The organism is Arthrobacter sp. NEB 688, from assembly GCF_013201035.1.
GTDB lineage: Bacteria > Actinomycetota > Actinomycetes > Actinomycetales > Dermatophilaceae > Phycicoccus.
In genome coordinates this window covers 3,529,113-3,546,258 of sequence record NZ_CP053707.1, presented here as the reverse complement: position 1 = coordinate 3,546,258, position 17,146 = coordinate 3,529,113, and the positions used below count along the sequence as shown (strand labels likewise).

At 74.3% G+C, this 17,146-nt stretch carries 19 protein-coding genes and 2 tRNA genes; 13 read left to right on the top strand and 8 right to left on the bottom strand.

Annotation, left to right across the window (positions count from 1 at the left end):
- Positions 1-2: 2 nt before the first annotated feature.
- From HL663_RS16670 to HL663_RS16655, 4 genes are all read left to right on the top strand, one after another.
- Positions 3-1,184, top strand: a complete 1,182-nt coding sequence (locus tag HL663_RS16670; RefSeq protein ID WP_173029405.1) for a sensor histidine kinase — start codon at positions 3-5, stop codon at positions 1,182-1,184.
- A 20-nt stretch (positions 1,185-1,204) separates the two neighbouring features.
- Positions 1,205-1,819 (top strand): response regulator, encoded by a 615-nt coding sequence (locus HL663_RS16665; protein WP_216842606.1) that lies wholly within the window; start codon positions 1,205-1,207, stop codon positions 1,817-1,819.
- 132 nt (positions 1,820-1,951) lie between these two features.
- Positions 1,952-2,155 (top strand): hypothetical protein, encoded by a 204-nt coding sequence (locus HL663_RS16660; RefSeq protein WP_030527496.1) that lies wholly within the window; start codon positions 1,952-1,954, stop codon positions 2,153-2,155.
- 94 nt (positions 2,156-2,249) lie between these two features.
- Positions 2,250-2,846, top strand: a complete 597-nt coding sequence (locus HL663_RS16655; RefSeq protein ID WP_173029403.1) for a pilus assembly protein TadG-related protein — start codon at positions 2,250-2,252, stop codon at positions 2,844-2,846.
- A 78-nt stretch (positions 2,847-2,924) separates the two neighbouring features.
- On the opposite strand, the gene HL663_RS16650 is transcribed toward HL663_RS16655, so the two are convergent.
- From HL663_RS16650 to HL663_RS16635, 4 genes are all read right to left on the bottom strand, one after another.
- Complete coding sequence (locus HL663_RS16650) at positions 2,925-3,521, bottom strand: hypothetical protein (protein ID WP_173029402.1); 597 nt, start codon at positions 3,519-3,521, stop codon at positions 2,925-2,927.
- A gap of 8 nt (positions 3,522-3,529) precedes the next feature.
- Positions 3,530-4,594, bottom strand: a complete 1,065-nt coding sequence (locus HL663_RS16645) for an OmpA family protein (protein ID WP_173029401.1) — start codon at positions 4,592-4,594, stop codon at positions 3,530-3,532.
- Between the two features lie 97 nt (positions 4,595-4,691).
- Positions 4,692-5,255: a hypothetical protein gene (locus HL663_RS16640; RefSeq protein WP_173029400.1), complete on the bottom strand. Its 564-nt coding sequence runs from the start codon at positions 5,253-5,255 to the stop codon at positions 4,692-4,694.
- On the bottom strand, positions 5,252-6,043 hold the full coding sequence (locus HL663_RS16635) for a hypothetical protein (RefSeq protein ID WP_173029399.1): 792 nt from the start codon (positions 6,041-6,043) through the stop codon (positions 5,252-5,254). Before HL663_RS16635 ends, HL663_RS16640 begins: the two co-directional genes overlap by 4 nt.
- A gap of 111 nt (positions 6,044-6,154) precedes the next feature.
- On the opposite strand from HL663_RS16635, the gene HL663_RS16630 reads away from it, so the two are divergent.
- The 5 genes from HL663_RS16630 to HL663_RS16610 all read left to right on the top strand — a co-directional run bounded on the left by HL663_RS16630 (position 6,155) and on the right by HL663_RS16610 (position 9,361).
- On the top strand, positions 6,155-6,547 hold the full coding sequence (locus HL663_RS16630) for a hypothetical protein (RefSeq protein WP_173029398.1): 393 nt from the start codon (positions 6,155-6,157) through the stop codon (positions 6,545-6,547).
- Between the two features lie 106 nt (positions 6,548-6,653).
- Positions 6,654-8,147 carry a hypothetical protein gene (locus HL663_RS16625; RefSeq protein WP_173029397.1) on the top strand — a complete coding sequence of 498 codons (1,494 nt, stop codon included), beginning with the start codon at positions 6,654-6,656 and terminating at the stop codon, positions 8,145-8,147.
- Positions 8,148-8,176: 29 nt separating this feature from the next.
- Positions 8,177-8,686, top strand: a complete 510-nt coding sequence (locus HL663_RS16620; protein WP_173029396.1) for a hypothetical protein — start codon at positions 8,177-8,179, stop codon at positions 8,684-8,686.
- 5 nt (positions 8,687-8,691) lie between these two features.
- Positions 8,692-9,060, top strand: coding sequence for a hypothetical protein (locus HL663_RS16615; protein ID WP_173029395.1), 369 nt, complete (start codon positions 8,692-8,694; stop codon positions 9,058-9,060).
- Between the two features lie 97 nt (positions 9,061-9,157).
- A complete protein-coding gene (locus tag HL663_RS16610) occupies positions 9,158-9,361 on the top strand; it encodes a hypothetical protein (RefSeq protein WP_173029394.1) in 204 nt (67 codons plus the stop codon).
- Here the strand turns inward: HL663_RS16610 and HL663_RS16605 are convergent.
- Together HL663_RS16605 and orn are read right to left on the bottom strand one after the other, a co-directional pair.
- A tRNA-His gene (locus HL663_RS16605) sits at positions 9,357-9,429 on the bottom strand. The genes HL663_RS16610 and HL663_RS16605 overlap by 5 nt on opposite strands.
- Positions 9,430-9,534: 105 nt before the next feature.
- A complete protein-coding gene (orn, locus tag HL663_RS16600; protein WP_502709034.1) occupies positions 9,535-10,212 on the bottom strand; it encodes an oligoribonuclease in 678 nt (225 codons plus the stop codon).
- A gap of 70 nt (positions 10,213-10,282) precedes the next feature.
- On the opposite strand from orn, the gene HL663_RS16595 reads away from it, so the two are divergent.
- Both HL663_RS16595 and HL663_RS16590 read left to right on the top strand, forming a co-directional pair.
- The gene (locus HL663_RS16595) at positions 10,283-11,443 is read left to right on the top strand and encodes a PrsW family intramembrane metalloprotease (protein ID WP_173029392.1); all 1,161 of its coding nucleotides are present in this window, start codon (positions 10,283-10,285) and stop codon (positions 11,441-11,443) included.
- Positions 11,444-11,450: 7 nt separating this feature from the next.
- On the top strand, positions 11,451-12,674 hold the full coding sequence (locus HL663_RS16590; protein WP_216842605.1) for a M20 metallopeptidase family protein: 1,224 nt from the start codon (positions 11,451-11,453) through the stop codon (positions 12,672-12,674).
- Between the two features lie 273 nt (positions 12,675-12,947).
- On the opposite strand, the gene HL663_RS16585 is transcribed toward HL663_RS16590, so the two are convergent.
- Both HL663_RS16585 and thpR read right to left on the bottom strand, forming a co-directional pair.
- Positions 12,948-13,021 (bottom strand) — tRNA-Arg (locus tag HL663_RS16585).
- Positions 13,022-13,057: 36 nt separating this feature from the next.
- Entirely contained in the window at positions 13,058-13,624 is a 567-nt protein-coding gene (thpR, locus tag HL663_RS16580) for an RNA 2',3'-cyclic phosphodiesterase (protein WP_173029390.1), read from the bottom strand.
- Positions 13,625-13,693: 69 nt separating this feature from the next.
- Between thpR and HL663_RS16575 the strand changes: the two genes are divergently transcribed.
- Both HL663_RS16575 and HL663_RS16570 read left to right on the top strand, forming a co-directional pair.
- Positions 13,694-15,400, top strand: coding sequence for a dynamin family protein (locus tag HL663_RS16575; protein ID WP_173029389.1), 1,707 nt, complete (start codon positions 13,694-13,696; stop codon positions 15,398-15,400).
- A complete protein-coding gene (locus tag HL663_RS16570) occupies positions 15,397-17,061 on the top strand; it encodes a YfjP family GTPase (RefSeq protein WP_286175739.1) in 1,665 nt (554 codons plus the stop codon). The genes HL663_RS16575 and HL663_RS16570 overlap by 4 nt, the downstream gene beginning before the upstream one ends.
- The last annotated feature ends 85 nt before the right edge of the window (positions 17,062-17,146 follow it).

The window sequence follows — 17,146 nt, the reverse complement described above, 5'->3', positions numbered from 1 at the left end:
GCGTGCTGCCTCCGACCCGGCTGCAGCTACGGGTCGCCCAGGTGGCCCTCCTCGTGCGCCTCGCGCTGCTGTTCCTCCTCGAGCTCGCGTGGGTCGCGCGAGGTGACGGCCTGGGCGCCCTCGGCGTCGTCGCGGCCGCGGGCGTGTCCTACCTCGCGCTCAGCTCACCGCGGGTCCGGGTGGCGCTGATGCGGCACCCGTTGCTCGTCCTCCTCGACGTCGTCCTCGTCGCCGTCGTCGTGGCACTCGTCGGGGTCGACACCCCCTTCGTCCTGGCGCTCGCGACCTCCGCGCTGCTCGTCGGCCTCTGGCTGCCAGTGGCCCCGGGACTGCTCGTCGTGCTCTTCACGGTCGCCATCGACCTCGTGCTGCTCACGGGCCAACCGATCGACGACGCGGGCCTCGTCGCCTACGTGGTCGTCGTTCCTGCGGTGTTCGTGACGCTGTGGTTGCTCGGCCTGGCCATCCGACGCTCCGGCCACGCCGAGGCGCGGGCGCAGGCTTCGCTCCGAGACGCGATGTCGGCGGCGGCCACCTCGCAGGAGCGCGGCCGGATCGCTCGCGAGATGCACGACACCATCGCCAAGTCGCTCCAGGCGATGGCCCTGACGGCGTCGAGCATCCCGCACCACCTGCACCGCGACACCGATGTGGCGGTGGCCAGGGCCCGCGAGCTCGAGCAGGACTGCACCCTCGTCATCGCCCAGGTGCGCGAGCTGATGGGTGAGCTGCGGACCCCGGTCGCCGAGCTCTCGTTCAGCGACACCGTGGCCCAGGTCGTCGACGAGTGGCGATCCTCGACCGGGCGGCGCTGCACCACACGGCTGGCCCCGGTCGACGTCACCGACGGCCACGTGCGCTACGAGCTGCTCATGGGGCTCCGGGAGTCCCTGGACAACGTTCGGCAACACGCCGGCCGGTGCACCGTCCGGGTGGTTCTCGAGGCCGCTGGCGCCGACCGGCTGCTGCTCGTCGTGAGCGACGACGGCGCCGGCAGCGAGCCGGCGTTCGTCGCGGCCTCTCCCGAACGGGGGCACTTCGGGGTCGTCGGCATGGCGGAACGGATGGCGGGAGTCGGCGGGACCTTCCGCCACGAGACCGGACCGGGGCAGGGGACGACGGTGACCTTCGAGGTCAACCGCCGCGGCCTCGTCGAGAAGGACCAACGAGAGGTGGTGGCGTGATGGCCTGGACGGTGTGCATCGTGGACGACAGCGCGGTGATGCGGCGGGGGATCCGCTCGCTCGTCGAGACCGATGACCAGCTCGAGATCGTCGCCGAGGCGGGGGACGGCGTGGAGGCCCTGGCCCGGGTCCGCGAGACCCGACCTGACGTCGTCCTGCTCGACGTGCGGATGCCCGTGCGCGACGGGGTCTCGGTCGTCCGCGAGATATCGGAGGTCTCGCACGTGCTCATGCTCACCTTCTCCGACGAGAGCGATGTCGTTCTCGCTGCCCTCGACGAGGGCGCCGTCGGTTATCTCGTCCACGGGACCTTCGACGCCGACCGGCTGGGGGCGATGGTGCGAGCCGCCGCCGAGGGAACCGGCAGCCTGTCCGGGCCCGCGCTGGCGGCTCTGCGCGGTGGCCGGGCCCCGGCAGCCGGGCTCACCGGGCGGGCCCGCTTCGACCTCTCCGAGCGGCAGGCGGAGGTCATGGACCTCGTCGCGTCCGGCAAGACCAACGGGGCGATCGCTCGCGAGCTCTTTCTCTCCGAGAAGACGGTGAAGAACCACATCAACCAGATCTTCCCGCGGCTCGCCGTCACCACGCGGGCCGAGGCGATCGTGGCCTGGCTGGGGACCCGGCCCGGGTCCTGACCGGGACGGATTGGGCCCGGTGCTGGGCCTGCGGACCCTGTGCCCATGCCTCGAGCGTCCGTAGCGTTCAGGGTGTCAAGAACGAGGACCGCAGGCCCTCGGACACCGGGGATCAGGACCAAGGAGAACGCCATGACCCACCAGCTCGCCGCTCGCTACACCACCCTCGCCGCCACCCTCAAGGACCGCCGCGAGGCCGGCCAGAACTCGCTGGAGTACCTGGGCATGGCCCTCGTCGCCGGTGTCGTCATCGCCGCCATCTACGGCGTCGTCACCGGTGCCGACGTGGGTACCAAGATCAAGAGCGCCTGGGACAACATCACCGGCGCCAAGTGACGTGAGCGGGTCGCCGGGGCAGGTCACAGGACCTGTCCCGGCGATCCGCACGTCCGAGGGCGCCACGACCCGCACCGTTCGAGGGGAGGCCGGCATGGTGCAGGAGCGCAGCCGCCGTCGTGAGGAGGGCCAGGCCGTCACGGCCGTGGCCATCGTCGTCGTTCTCGTCCTCGTGGCGGCCGCGCTCGGCATCGTCTTCCGGACGGGCAAGGTCACGAGCGAGGTCAGCAAGATCCAGTCGGGCGCCGACGCGGCGGCCCTCGCTGGCGCCCAGCAGGTGCGGGAGGATGCCTACGACAACATCGTCCGGTCGCTGCAGTCGCGCGTCCCGCGCGGCTTCTGGAGCTGTGGTGACGGCCAGGGGCGGGCGCAGTCCTTCGCCTCCCGCAACTCGACGGACGTCACCACCTACTGCTACTACCCGCTCGCCGACCGCGTCGAGGTCAGCGTACGGAGCGACTTCGTCACCGAGACCGGTCGGCGCGAGAGTGCCGACGCCGTGGCGCAGACCGGTCGCCGGCTCGGGCCGTGCATCGTCGTCGCGGTGCCCGGCTCGACGACCGGCTACGAGACGACCGCCGACTGCGGCGACGTCACGGTCCGGGTGTACGTCGACACCACCGGGAACGTCACCCTCCTGACCACGTCCGCCGAGATCAGGAAGATGTTCCGGGTCACGCTGCGTGAGTAGGGGACACGCAGCCTGCGACAGCGGCCCCGGCCTCCGTGAGGAGGCCGGGGCCGCTGACGTGCGCCGGGAGCTGCCGGCTCAGCCGGTCGTGGCCGCGTCGGTGACCGGGACCTTGACGTCGGCGAACCACGGACTGGTCAGCGTGACCTCGGTGGTCCCCGCCGGCAACGGCGGGTACAGGGCCGAGATCGGGGGGCTCTCCAGGCCCTGCGACAGGCGCAGGGCGGGGTCGGAGAGCGCGGACCAGCCGTCGTCCTGCTTGTCGAAGGTGACGACCGAGTACTTCTTGCCGCCCGCCACCATCACGGGGTACTTCTCCCAGAACCGGATGTTGGCGTCGCGCGGGCTGCTGGCGCCGTCGCCGCCGGTGACCCGCCACACCAGGAGGGTCGAGGAGTCCGAGCGGGTGAGCCGGTAGAAGCCGAAGGTCGCGCCCTCGAACGACGAGGAGGCCCTGGCCTTCGTGGTGGCGATCTCGGTCAGGGGTGCAGCGCCGCCGACGACGGCCGCGGAGCGGTCCTGGGGGGTGGCGGAGGCGCTCGCGCTCGGGCCGCCCGACGCCGAACCGCTGGCCGACGGGCTGGGGTCGGTGGGTGGCGGGTCGTCGGTGCACCCGCCGAGGACGGTGGCGACCAGGGCCGCACCGGCGAGGAGGGCGAGGGAACGTCGGGTCATCGGGGTCCTCACTTCGGCAGGGTGATCGTCACCCGACGGTTGAGCGCACGCCCCTCGGCGCTGCCGTTGTCGGCGATGGGCTCGGTCTCGCCCTTCCCGACCGGGGTGATCCGGATCCCCTTCGGGATGCGGGGGGCGAGGGCCTTGGCCACCGCGGCCGCACGGCGCTTGGACAGGTCGAGGTTGTAGGCGTCGCCCGCGTTGCTGTCGGTGTGGCCGACGACGGTGATCGTGCCGGTGCTGCCGGCCGCGGTGATCTGCTTCGCGGCCTCGGCGATGACGCCGCTCGCGGCCCGGGTGAGGGTCGCCTTGTCGGTGTCGAACAGGACGGAGGCATCGAGCTCGAGCTCGTCGCGACCGTCGCGCTTGGCCTGGGTGACCTTCTTCTTCACGTCCTGCACCTGGCTGCGCAGGTCGAAGACCGCGCCGTCCGGGTCGACGGCCTCGGAGACCCGTGAGGTGTCGACCGTGGGCCACCCGGTCCCGACCGCGGGGGCGGACTCCGTGACCGTCGGCTCGAGCAGGCCGTCCTCGACGGGCACGCCCTGGACGAGGGAGGAGCCGACGAGGACGTCGACCGTCGTGACGGTCTGCGGGACCGGCGCGAGGAGGACCCAACCGACCGTCGCGCGGCCCAGCTGGTCCCGCGGCGCCTCGAGGTCGAGGTTCTTCGTCGAGATGCACCGGCCGACCTCGTCGGTCTTCAGGGCGCTGTAGGCCACGCTCCCGGCGACGTCGATGGCGGCGGCGGTGCACTCCAGGCCCGTCGACCCGTTCTGGGTGAGGACGAAGTTGTTGCCGTTGCCGTAGGCGCTGAAGAACGCGGCCTCGTCGCCGGTCTGGTCCTCGCTGCGCAGGCCGAGCGAGTAGTAGAGGACCGTGGCCCCCTCGACCCGGCGCAGGCCGTGCACGGAGAGCACGGCGAGCCGCTGGTCGGTGACGTTGCCGATCCAGGCCTGACCCAGCACCGGGACGTCGGGCACGCTCGGCAGCGGCGGCGCGGTGGCGGCCACGGCCGGCACCGCGCACGTCAGCGCGGCGGCCGTGGCGAGCACGGTGGCAAGGGTCTTCATCGCGGCGGTTCCCCCTCGATGGCGAATGGATCCGTCGCCACCCTACTGACCCGGGCCGAGATCGGAAGGCCCAGCCTCCGGACCGGACGCGTCCCGGCTACCCGTGGGTGACCGGCACGGTGACGTCGCGGAACCACGGGGAGGTGAGCGTCACCGACGCGGTGTCCTTGGGCAGCGGCGGGTACAGCGCGCCCTGGGGGTTCGGTTCGGCGCGCATCGCCCGCATGTCGACGCAGGCGCACTCGACCTGCCCGGTCGTCGCCTCGTAGGTCAGCACCGAGTACGTCCTCGACTTCGTCGAGAGCGCCGGGAAGTTGCGCCATGCCGTGACGTCGAAGTCCGACCCGGCCGAGAGCGTCCGGGGGTGCGTGGCGGACCACACGACGAGCGTCGAACGCTCGGTGCTGCGGACCTCGAGGATGGAGAAGGTCGCCCCGGAGTAGGAGGAGTCGTCGCGCGCCGGCGTCGTCGCGAGCGGACGCTCCTCCTCGACGTCGAGGAAGTCGGCGGTGGGGCCGACGTCGGTCGGGGTGGGGCTCTTGGCGAGCGTCAGGCTCGGCTCGGGCGCCGGGGTCTCCCCGTCGGCGGTGCACCCAGCGAGGGCGAGGGCGGCCGCGAGGGCGGCGACGGCCGCGTGGAGCGGGGTCGGACGGCGGCTCACGGGGCGGGGCTCGCCGTCGGGGAGGGGGACGCGCCGGGGCTCGCGGTCGGCTCCGCAGGGGGGCTCGCGACGGGGCGGCGGGCCACGTGCAGCTGGAGGGTCTTGATCGTGGAGTCCGCGCGTGCGCCGCCGATCGCCACGGTGTCGACCTTCGGCCACCCGGTCCCCACCACCGGTGCCGGGTCCTCGACGGTCGGCTCCAGCAGCCCGTCGCCGACGGGGATGCCCGGGACGAAGGCGCTGCCGACGAGGACGTCGACCGTCCTCACCTTCGCCGGGACCGGGGCGAGCGCGACCCACTGCATGACGGCCCGGCCGGAGAGGCGGACGCGGTCGGTCTGCGCGACGGGCGGCGGCGCGGCGACCGCCCGGCCGGCTGCGGTGCGGAGGGCGCCGTACGAGCGCTTTCCGGGCACGTCGACGAGGGCGGCCGTGTCCATGAACGTCGCGCCGGAGGAGGCCTGGAGCGTCCCGAACGTGTCGAGGCCGGAGCCGTACGCGGTGACCGGCAGGACCTCCGGGTCGGGCGCGTCGCCCGCGAACCCGACCGAGTAGTAGAGGATCGTGGCTCCCTCGGTGCGGCGGACGGCGTGCACCGTGACGACCATCGAGGGCGGCCGCTCCTGGCCCTGGCCGAGCCCGCTGACGAGCACCTGCCCGAGGACGGGCACCCCGGAGCCGACGGGGACGTCGCGCGGGGCGGCGGACGCGGCGCCGGAGAGCGCGAGGACCACGCAGGCGGCCGTCGACACGCATGCGGCCAGCGCCCCCGTCCGTCCGCCTCCCACGCGTCCGAGACTACCCCGCGCCGACGGCGCCGGGGGCGGCTCGACACCGTCGACGAGCACGCGTGACAGGATCGGCCCGCAGGAGCAGCGGACGGGGAGAGGGGTGCCGGCGTGCGGACGACGGGATGGGCCGGCCTGTGCCTGCTCGGTGGTCTCGGGGCGGGCCTGCTCGGTGTGCTCGGGCTGGCGGTGGGCGCGTCGACGACGAGCGTGGTCGCGTCGGTCGTCGGCCGGAGCGTGCTGACGCTCGTGGGGCTGGCCGTCGTGGCCCTCGTCGTCGGACGGCGCGGCCCGTGGTGGTCGGCCACGGTCCCCGTCGCGCTGCTCACCGGTGCGGTCGTTCTCGACCCCCTCACGTGGACCGCGACGGCCGACGCCGGCGGCCCCCTGTTCGGCGTCTGGGTGACCGGGTCGACTTCTGCCGGAACGGTCCTGGACGTCGTGGTCTGGTTCCTCGTCGTGGGCGGCGCGGTGCTGCTGGGCCTGCGCGGACGCGAGGACTGAGGCCCTCGGGCCCGGGCCCGGGCAGGCCCCCGGGCCCTGTGGCACAACGGTGCCGGGCTCATAGCGTGGCGTCCGACACGAGTGCAGCATCGGGGAGGGCCGTCGGATGGACCAGCGAGACGCAGGGGGTGCGGTGCGGCGACGCGGCGAACGTGGAGCCACCGCAGCCGAGTACGTCGGCATCGTCCTGCTCGTCGGCGTCGTCATCGCCGCGCTGGCGCTCACGGTCAACTCCTCCGCGGTCAACCCCGAGATCCGGCGCGCGTGGTGCCTCATCACCGGTGCGGGAGGCGGTGGCTGCGACGGCGGCTCGACCGAGGCGGGCCCGGAGGACAAGCCGACCGACGAGGACTTCGAGCCGGACAAGTGCCGCATCCACGAGACCGGCGACAAGTACAGCTCGGTCATCAAGATCGGCTTCATCAAGATCGGCGAGAACGCCGGCTTCGTCGTCACCGAGTACAGCGACGGCACCGTGACGATGATGGCGACCAACGGCTCGGAGATCGGGGCCACCGGTGGCTTCGGGGCGGACGCCGCCTGGGGGCAGCTCGAGGCCGGCGCCAAGATCGACTTCGGGGGCGGCCTGAAGTTCGACTACGGCAGCACCTGGAACTTCGAGTCCAAGGCGCAGGCCGACAGCTTCCGCAAGCAGCTCGACGACTACCTCTTCGACCAGTGGTCGCTGACCCACCCGGTGTGCGGCATGGGGGGCGTCTGCATCCCGCGCCCGGTCAAGGGTGTCAAGCCGCCGCCCGTCCCGTCGACCACCTTCGGCGGCATCGCCGTCACCGGTGAGGTCAACGCCCAGCTGGGCATCTCCGCGACGACGGGCACCGCGCCGCTCACCGAGGCGAAGATGACCGAGCAGAACGTCTCCGGCGCCCTGAGCGCCGACTCCAAGTGGACGGTGACCAACGACAACAAGGGCACGCCCGACGACGCCCGTGACGACACGCGTACCTACGTCACCGCGATGACGCTCAACCCCAAGCTGACCGCTCAGATCGGGCTGGCGACCGGCGGCTACGGCTCGATGGTCGGGATGTCCCTGGCCATCACCAAGAACGCCGACGGCAAGATCACGCAGGTGAAGATCGTCTCCACGAGCGAGGTCACCGACAGCAGCGGCGGCAAGGGCGGCGGCACGGTCAGCAACGGTTCGGGCGACGACAAGACGAGTGGCGGCGGCAGCATCAGCGGAGGGACGACGGACGGTGACGTCGTCGTCACCGAGAACGTGCTCGCCCTCGACCCGTCCGACGCAGCCACACAGCAGGTCGTCACCGACTGGCTCGGTGGCTCGGGCAACTACGAGTGGCCGGGTCTGGTCTCGCTCGGCGCGGTGGACCCGTCGGTCGCCGACCCGTCCGACCCTTTCGCGATGCTCATGCACACCGACGCCACGAGCAGCACCGTCGCCTACGACAAGGTGACCGACGTCCAGGGCTTCGCGCTCAACGTCAAGTTCGGGCTCGCGTTCGGGGCCGACTTCTCGATGGAGAGCTCCGAGACCACGGCCACCGAGGCCGCCTACCTCGGGGCTCCGCGCCCCGACGGCACGCGACCGGTGATCCCGTACGAGGCGTGCGTAGAGTGACGACGCGACGAGGGAGGACATCCATGGTGATGCGACGCACGATCCTGATCGCCGTCCTGGGGGCGGGCGCGCTCGGGGTCGCCGGATGCGGTGGGCCGGACGCCGGCTGGAGCTCGACCGAGGTCGGTCACCTGACGCTCGAGCGCCCGTCTGACTGGCGCGAGGAGCCGCCGACCGGCGACCTCTTCACCAAGCGGTGGGTGGGCGACTCGATGGAGATCCAGGTCTCCGGCAGCTTCAGCGAGGACCCGACGGCCTCGGCCGCACTCAGCAGGCTGGACCTCCCGGCGACGGTGGGCCTGACGGGCTACGAGGGCGGCGCCGTCCAGAACGCGACGATCGACGGCGCGGACACCGCCGTGCGCAGCGACTTCACCTTCACCCAGGACGGCGCGACCCGCCAGGGGGTCTGGGTCGTGGCCGGGCAGTACCCGTACCCGAGCACCGCGGCGGTGACCATCACCGGGGAGACGCTCGACCCGCAGGTCGTACAGCACGTCCTGGACACGCTGAAGTTCACCAAGACGCAGGGGCAGTGACGGCCGTGCGCGCGCGCTCCGTCCTCGCAGCGCTGTTGCTGGCCACCGTGGGGGTCGTCGTGCTGCAGCGGTTCCTCGTGGTGTTCCCGTCCGTGGCAACGGTCGTGGCCGCGGTGCTCGGTGCAGGGCTGCTCGTGGCGCTCGAGCGGCGCCGCGACGCCGACGTCCTCGTCGCGGCGGCCGGGGTCGGCCTCGCCACGACCCTCGCGTCGATGGTCGGGCTCGCCGCGGCCGGCACCCAGGTCCTCGCGGCCGTCTACCTCGCGGGGTGGGTGGTCGTGGCGATGCTGTCCGCCGGAGTGGGCGTGGGAACGGTGTGGCTGGGGGGCCTCGTCGTCGAGCGTGGCTCCGACAGCCCGAGCAGGTTGCGCTAGTCGAACAGGGTTCCTTCCGCGTACGGACAGGTGCGCAGGCTCACAGACCTGCCGTGAGACCGGCCCTGCGCAGGACCCGCGGGAGGGTCCTACGCGGATGGAGGGAGGGGCTCTGCGCAGCGGCCGCCTCCAGCGCCGCGCACGCCGCGTCCAGGGGCGCGCCACCGACGTCGCTCAGCAGCACGGCCAGCGCCACCTCCCGCCCGCCCGGGATCCCCGCGGCGACGACGAGGGCCCGGTGCCCCCTCTCGGGGGGCACCGGGCCCTCGTCGCCGCTCTGGCCTGCGGCTTCTCGGGGTGAGTAACGGGACTTGAACCCGCGACCCTCGCGACCACAACGCGATGCTCTACCAGCTGAGCTATACCCACCACGGCGAGCGATCTGCCACCCCGGGAGGCGGCGGTACGCCCGCAGCGCGGTCAATCGTACCCAATGCCCGGGGGTGCTCGTGACCACCCCCGCCGCCGGGCGGGTCAGTCGCCCGAGCCGGCGCCCGCGGCCCCCTCGGCCGCGGTGGAGACGGGGGCCGAGTGGTCGACGACGTGGCGGGCGGCGAGGTCGCGCAGCTCGTCGGTCGGTCGCCCGGGCGGGGTGACGAAGACGGCCTCGCGGTAGTAGCGCAGCTCGGCGATCGACTCGCGGATGTCGGCGAGGGCCCGGTGGCCGCCGCTCTTGGTCGGCGCCGAGAAGTAGGCCCGCGGGAACCAGCGGCGCGAGAGCTCCTTGATCGAGGAGACGTCGATGATCCGGTAGTGCAGGTGCGACTCGAGCGCCGGCATGTCGCGGGCGAGGAAGGCCCGGTCGGTCGCGACCGTGTTGCCGCCCAGCGGAGCCCGGCCGGGCTCGGGCACCCACTGCCGGACGTAGTCGAGGACCATCGCCTCGGCGTCCTCGAGCGGGACGCCGGACGCGAGCTCGTCGAGCAGGCCCGAGGTCGTGTGCATCCCGCGGACGAAGTCGTTCATCTGCTCGAGGGCGGCGTCGGGCGGGCGGACGACGACGTCGACCCCCTCGCCGAGGACGGTGAGGTCGAAGTCGGTGACGAGGGCTGCGACCTCGACGAGCGCGTCCGCCTCGAGGGACAGACCGGTCATCTCGCAGTCGATCCACACGATGCGGTCGGTGTGGGTGCGGTCGGTGGGCGCGGACATGCTGGCCATGCTAGGCCGACCCGACGGTGGTCCGGGTCCCGAAGTCCGCATCCCCGCTAGGGTTCGGCGCATGAGCGGGGACGTCAGGGCGGCACCGGAGCTCGCGCGGCGCGCGAACCCGACGACGCGCTCGGCGCTGCGCTCGTGGGTCGTCGGCGGTGTCGCGGGCGTGGGCTTCCTCATCGCCGCGCTCGTCGTGTCCGCCTACCTCGGAGCGACGTTCGGCGTCCAGACGGTGCTCCTCGCGCTCGCCGTCGCCGTCGTGCCCCTCGGCATCGTCATCCCGACCTTCCTCTGGCTCGACCGCTTCGAGTCCGAGCCGACGCGCTACCTCGTGGCGGCGTTCCTCTGGGGCGCGCTCGTCGCGACCCTCGTCGCCGCCGTGTTCAACACGAGCGCGATCGTGGTGCTGCGCAGCGCGACCGACCCCGACGCGGCCCTGGCCACGACCGCGGTGCTCGTCGCCCCCGTCGTCGAGGAGGCGCTCAAGGGGGCCTTCGTCCTGCTCGTGTGGTGGTTCCTGCGGCGCGAGTTCGACGGCGTGACCGACGGGATGGTCTACGCCGGCGTCACGGCGGCCGGCTTCGCGTTCACGGAGAACATCCAGTACCTCGCCCAGGCGTACACCGACGGCGGTCGCGAGGCGCTGACCGCGACCTTCGTCGCCCGCTGCCTCCTCTCGCCGTTCGCGCACCCGATGTTCACGATCCTCACCGGGGTCGGCATCGGGGTCGCCGCGACGAGCCGCTCGTGGGGCCTGCGGCTGCTCGCGCCGGTCGGCGGGTACCTGCTCGCCGTCCTCGCCCACGGGCTGTGGAACCTCGCCGCGGTCTCGGGCGGCACGGGGCTCGTCACCGTCTACCTCATCGTCGAGGTGCCGGTCTTCCTCGCCTACGTCGCCTTCGTCGTCTGGGCCCGCCGCCGGGAGGGCCGCCTCATCGGGCTGTACCTGCGGCCCTACGCCGACGCCGGCTGGCTCACCCGCTCGGAGGTGTCGATGCTGTCCTCGATGGCCCGCCGGCGCGAGGCGCGGCTCTGGGCGCGCTCCAACGCCGGCACCCGGGGGCTGTCGGCGATGCGTGCGTTCCAGGACACGGCGAGCGAGCTCGCCCTGCTGCGCCGCCGGATGCACCACGACGCCGCCGACGCGCTCGCGCTCGGGCAGGAGCGCGAGCTGCTCGGCGCGCTGACCGCACGGCGCGGCGAGTTCATCGGCACCGCCGGCTGGTGATGGCAGGGTGGGGCGGGTGACCGCCTCCCTCGACGCCGCCCGCCGCCACGGCCCCGACCTCGTCGCCCTCCGGCGGCGCCTGCACCGGATGCCGGAGATCGGGCTGCACCTGCCCGACACCCAGGCCGTGGTCCTCGAGGCGCTCGACGGGCTCGACCTCGAGGTGACGACCGGCGAGGGCCTCTCGTCCGTCGTCGCGGTGCTGCGCGGGCGCGCGCCGCACGAGGGGGAGCGGCCCGTCGTCCTCCTGCGCGGCGACATGGACGCGCTGCCCGTCACCGAGGACGTCGACGTCGACTACCGCTCCGAGCGGGTCGGCGCGATGCACGCCTGCGGTCACGACCTGCACGTCGCCGGGCTCGTCGGCGCCGCGCGCGTGCTGCACGAGCTGCGCGAGGAGCTGGTCGGCGACGTCGTCCTCATGTTCCAGCCGGCCGAGGAGGGCCCCGGCGGGGCCGAGCCGATGATCGCCGAGGGGCTGATCGAGGCGGCCGGCCGGCGGGTCGACGCCGCCTACGCGGTGCACGTCTACTCGGCCGACCACCCCCGCGGGACGTGGTTCGGCCGGCCCGGGCCGCTCATGGCCGCCGCCGACGAGCTGTTCGTCGACGTGCGCGGGGTCGGCGGGCACGGGTCGGCGCCCGAGCGGGCCAAGGACCCGGTGCCGGTGGCCTGCGAGATCGTCCTCGCCTTCCAGAACGCCCTGACCCGGCAGTTCTCCATCTGGGACCCGGTGGTGCTCACCGTCGGCAAGGTCGCGGCCGGGACGAAGGACAACATCATCCCGGACGACGCCCGCATCGAGGCGACGCTGCGGACCTTCTCCGCCGAGCAGCGCGCGAAGGCGCACGCCGTCTTCTCGCGCCTGGCCGAGGGCATCGCGTCCGCGCACGGCCTGCGCGCCGAGGTGACCATCGCCAACGGCTACCCCGTCACCGTCAACGACGAGGCCGAGTTCGAGTTCGCGCGCTCGGTCGTCGTCGACCTGTTCGGCGCCGAGCAGTGGGCCGAGATGGCCAACCCCGAGGCCGGCTCCGAGGACATGTCGTTCGTCCTCGAGGAGGTCCCGGGCGCCTACCTCAACGTGTCGGCGTGCGCGCTCGACGACCACACCCGCGCCGAGGACAACCACTCGCCGCGAGCGGCCTTCGACGACGCGGTGGTGCCCGACGTCGCCGCGGCGCTGGCCGAGATGGCGCTGCGGCGCTCGCGGGCGCTCGCCGAGGGCTGAGGCGCGGCGGGTCGAGGTCAGACCCGACCGCGGGTCGAGGTGATACCCGACCGCGAGGGGGTCGTGTCTCACCTCGAACCGGATGGGCGCCGCAGCGGTCGAGGTGGAACCCGACCGGGAGAAGGTCCACTTTCACCTCGACCGGCGGATGGGGTGCCCCCGGCAGGATCCGCCGTCGGCCCGCCTGCTCCTTCGTCGCCGGCGGCCCTCCGGCTCCCGTCGTCCTGCCGGGGGCGCACCGCGCGGTGCTCGCGGGCTCGCACCCGCCCGCTGCGCCCCCGGCAGGACTCGAACCTGCGACCTCGAGATTAGAAGGCTCTTGCTCTATCCAGCTGAGCTACGGGGGCCGGGTGCCGCTCGGGCACCGGCCCACAGTGTAGGTATCAGCCGGCGTCGGGGGCACCGAGGGCGCAGCGGGCCACGACCTCGTGGCGGGGCCGGTGCCCGCGCCCGGTCGGCAGGTGCGAGTGGACGACGACGAGCTCGTCCGCGACCCACTCGGGGCCGCGGTAGGTGTCGAGGACGTGCAGCCACCGGGTCGGGTCGACCGGCCGCGGGAAGCGCCCGAGCGTGAGGTGGGGCACGAACGGTCCGCCCTCGGGCGCCGCGCCGACCACCGCGGCGGCCGAGCGCACCGCCCGCGACAGGGGCTCGAGCGCCCCACCGTCCTCGACGCCGGTCCACAGCACGCGGGCCCGGGTCGCGTCGGGGAAGCAGCCACCGCCGGCCAGCCGCAGCATGACCGGGGACCGCTGCGCCGCAACGGACTCCACGCCCTCGACGAGCGGCTCGAGCACGTGGGTGGGCATCCCTCCGGCGAACGCGAGCGTGAGGTGCCACTGGGCCGGGGACCCCCACCGGGGGCCCTCGACGTCACGACGGGGCTCGAGGAAGGAGTCGAGGTCCTCGACGACCTCGGGGGGCGGCAGGACCGCGACGAAGACGCGCACGAGCGACATCATCGTCCGCGGACAGGGCGAATGGCCGACCGGACACGGAGTCCTCTATAGGATTCGGCTGTGGGTGCGGACCGGGAGGTGGAGGCCGTGGTCTCTGCCGTCGAGGGGCTGCGGGCCGCGGTCGACGCGGCGACCCTGCCGCTCGACGTCCCGGGCCGGGCGGAGGCCGAGGTCACGAGGCGCCGGCTGCTCGACCAGCTCGACGACTACGTGCTGCCCCGCCTGCGCTCGCTCGACGCGCCGCTGCTCGCCGTCGTGGGCGGCTCGACGGGCGCCGGCAAGTCGACGCTCGTCAACTCCGTCGTGGGGGAGGCCGTGAGCCGCCCCGGGGTGCTGCGACCGACGACGACGTCCCCGGTGCTCGTGCACCACCCCGACGACGGGCACTGGTTCGAGGACGGCCGCGTCCTGCCCGGTCTGGCCCGGGTGACCGGTCATGACACCGGCGAGGACCAGCCGGGCACCGTCCGGCTCGTGCCGTCCCGCGCGCTGCGACCCGGCCTCGCGCTCCTCGACGCCCCCGACATCGACTCCGTCGTCTCCGCCAACCGCGAGCTCGCGACGCAGCTCCTCGGCGCGGCCGACCTCTGGCTGTTCGTCACGACCGCCGCCCGCTACGCCGACGCCGTGCCGTGGGACCTCCTGCGCACCGCGGCCGACCGCGGCACCGCCGTCGCCATCGTCCTGGACCGCGTCCCGCCCGAGGCCGTCGACGAGATCCGTCCGCACCTCGCGTCGATGCTGCGCGACCAGGGCCTGCCGACCGCCCCGATCTTCACCGTCCCCGAGACCCCGCTCGACGCGACGGGCCGCCTGCCCGCCCAGGCCTTCACGCGCCTGGCGGCGTGGCTCGAGGCGCTCGCCGGTGACGCCCGGGCGCGCGACATCGTCGTCTCGCAGACGCTGCGGGGCGCCGTGGCGTCGCTGACCGGCCGCGCCGACGAGCTCGCGGCCGCCAGCCGGGAGCAGGACGCGGCCCGCGAGGCCCTCGAGGCCGCCGCCACCGACGCCTTCGAGGCCGGACACCGCCGCGTCGCCGACGGGATGACCGACGGCACCCTGCTGCGTGGCGAGGTGCTCGCCCGCTGGCAGGAGTTCGTCGGCACCGGCGAGTTCTTCCGGCAGGTGGAGTCGACCGTCAGCCGCTGGCGCGACCGCATCACCGCCGCCGTCACCGGTCGCACCGCCCCGGCAGAGGGGCTGGGGGAGGCGCTGCACACCGGCGTCGCCGCGATGCTGCTGGCCAACCTCGAGTCGGCCGAGTCCGACACCGCCCGGACGTGGCGCCGGCTGCCCGGCGGGCCGGCCGTCCTCGCCGACGTCGCCCCCGGCCCGCGCGCCACCGGCGACGCCTCCGACGTCGAGCGCCTCGTGCGCGACTGGCAGGGCGAGGTGCTCGAGCTCGTCCGCACAGAGGGCCAGGGCCGTCGCACCAACGCGCGGGTGGCCGCCTACGGCGTCAACGCCATCGGTCTCTTCCTCATGCTCGTCGCCTTCGCCCAGACGGGCGGGCTCGTCGGGGCCGAGATCGGCATCGCCGGCGGCACGTCGGTGCTCGCCCAGCGCGTCCTCGAGGCCATCTTCGGCGACCAGGCGGTGCGCGACATGGCGGCCAAGGCCCGGGCCCGGCTGCTCGACCTCGCCGACGAGCACTTCCGGCAGGAGCGCGCGCGCTTCACCGAGGCCCTCGCGGCGCACGCTGCTCCGGCCACGCAGGCCGACGCCATCGCCGCCGCGGCGGCCGAGCTGCGGGCGGTGCGCCCGTGAGCCCGCTGCTGATGGGTCGCGGCCACGGCGCGACCGTGTCGCCGGAACGCCTCGCGGCGGCGTCCGACGCCCTCGCGGCCGCGGTCGACGCGGGCGGCCGAGAGCTGCCCGAGGCGCACGCGACCCGGGCGGCCCAGGTCGTCACCAAGGTCGGGCAGCGGACCGGCCTCGCCGGGGCGCACACGGTCGTGGCGCTCGCGGGGGCGACCGGCAGCGGCAAGTCCTCCCTCTTCAACGCGCTCGTCGGCGCCGAGGTCGCGACGGTCGGGGTGCGCCGGCCGACGACCTCGACGCCCACCGCCGCGGTCTGGGGCGACGAGCCCGCCGGCGAGCTCCTCGACTGGCTCGGGGTCGGCTCGCGCCACCTCGTCGAGGGCAGCGGCCCCGGCGGGCAGGTCGGCACGCTCGACGGCCTGGTCCTCCTCGACCTCCCCGACGTGGACTCCCGCGAGACGCGCCACCGCGACGAGGCCCAGCGCGTGCTCGAGCTCGTCGACCTCTTCGTCTGGGTCACCGACCCGCAGAAGTACGCCGACGCGCGGCTGCACGACGACCACGTCGCGCTGCTGGCCGCGCACGAGGCCGTGACCGTCGTCGTGCTCAACCAGGCCGACCGGCTCGCCGCCGAGGACGTCACGCGCTGCCGCACCGACCTCGTGCGGCTCATGGAGCGCGACGGCGTGCCCGGCGCGACCGTGCTCGCCACCTCCGTCGCGAGCGGCGCCGGGCTCGACGAGCTGCGCCAGCGGCTGGCCAACGCCGTCGCGAGCCGGGCCACGGCCCGCGCCCGCCTCGCCGCCGACGTGCGCGCGGTGTCCGGCGCCCTCGGTGACGCCGTGGCCGACACCGAGCCCGAGGTCGACGAGACCACCCGCGGCGAGCTCCTCGAGGCCCTGGCCCGGGCGGCCGGCGTGCCGACCGTCGTCGACGCCGTCGTCCGCGACTACCGGATGGAGGCCGCCTCGCACACCGGCTGGCCGGTGACCCGGTGGGCGCACCGCCTGCGGGCCAGGCCGCTGCGTCGGCTGCGCCTCGACGGCCGCGACGTGCGCGTCACCGAGTCCGACGTGCGCTCGGTGCTCGGGCGCTCCTCGCTCCCGCCGCCCACCCCCGCCGCCCGCGCGGCCGTCGCGCTGGCGACCCGCCGGGTCGCGGACCGCGCCGGGGCGTCGCTGCCCGTGCCGTGGTCGGAGGCCGTCGAGCGGGCGGCCACGCCCGCCGGCCCCGAGATCGGCGACGCCCTCGACCAGGCCGTCGTCGGCACCTCCCTCCACGCCCGGACCCCCGTCTGGTGGCGGGTCGTCGGGGGCATCCAGGCCTTCCTCACCGCCTGCGCGCTCGTCGGCCTCCTCTGGCTCTTCGCCTACGTCGTGGCCGGGTGGTTCCAGCTCGACGCGCTCACCCCCGAGGTGCCGACCCTCGGGGCGCTGCCGGTGCCGTTCGTCCTCCTCGTCGGGGGGCTGCTCCTCGGGTGGGTGCTGGCGCTGCTCGCGGCGTGGCTGGCCTCGGTCGGGGCGCGTCGGCGCGGCGCGGTCATGGATGCCCGGCTCCGGGCGTCGATCGCCCGCGTGGCCGACGCCGAGGTGCTCGGCCCGGTCCGGCGGGTGCTCGAGCGGCACGCCGCCACGCGCTCGGCCCTGCGGCGCGCCGCCGAGGTCTGAGCCGGCGGGTCCGGGGGCGTCGGGGCCGTTCGTGCGGCGGCGCACGGGGTCGGTCGTCCACAGGCGCGGCCCCGCGCGGCGGTCG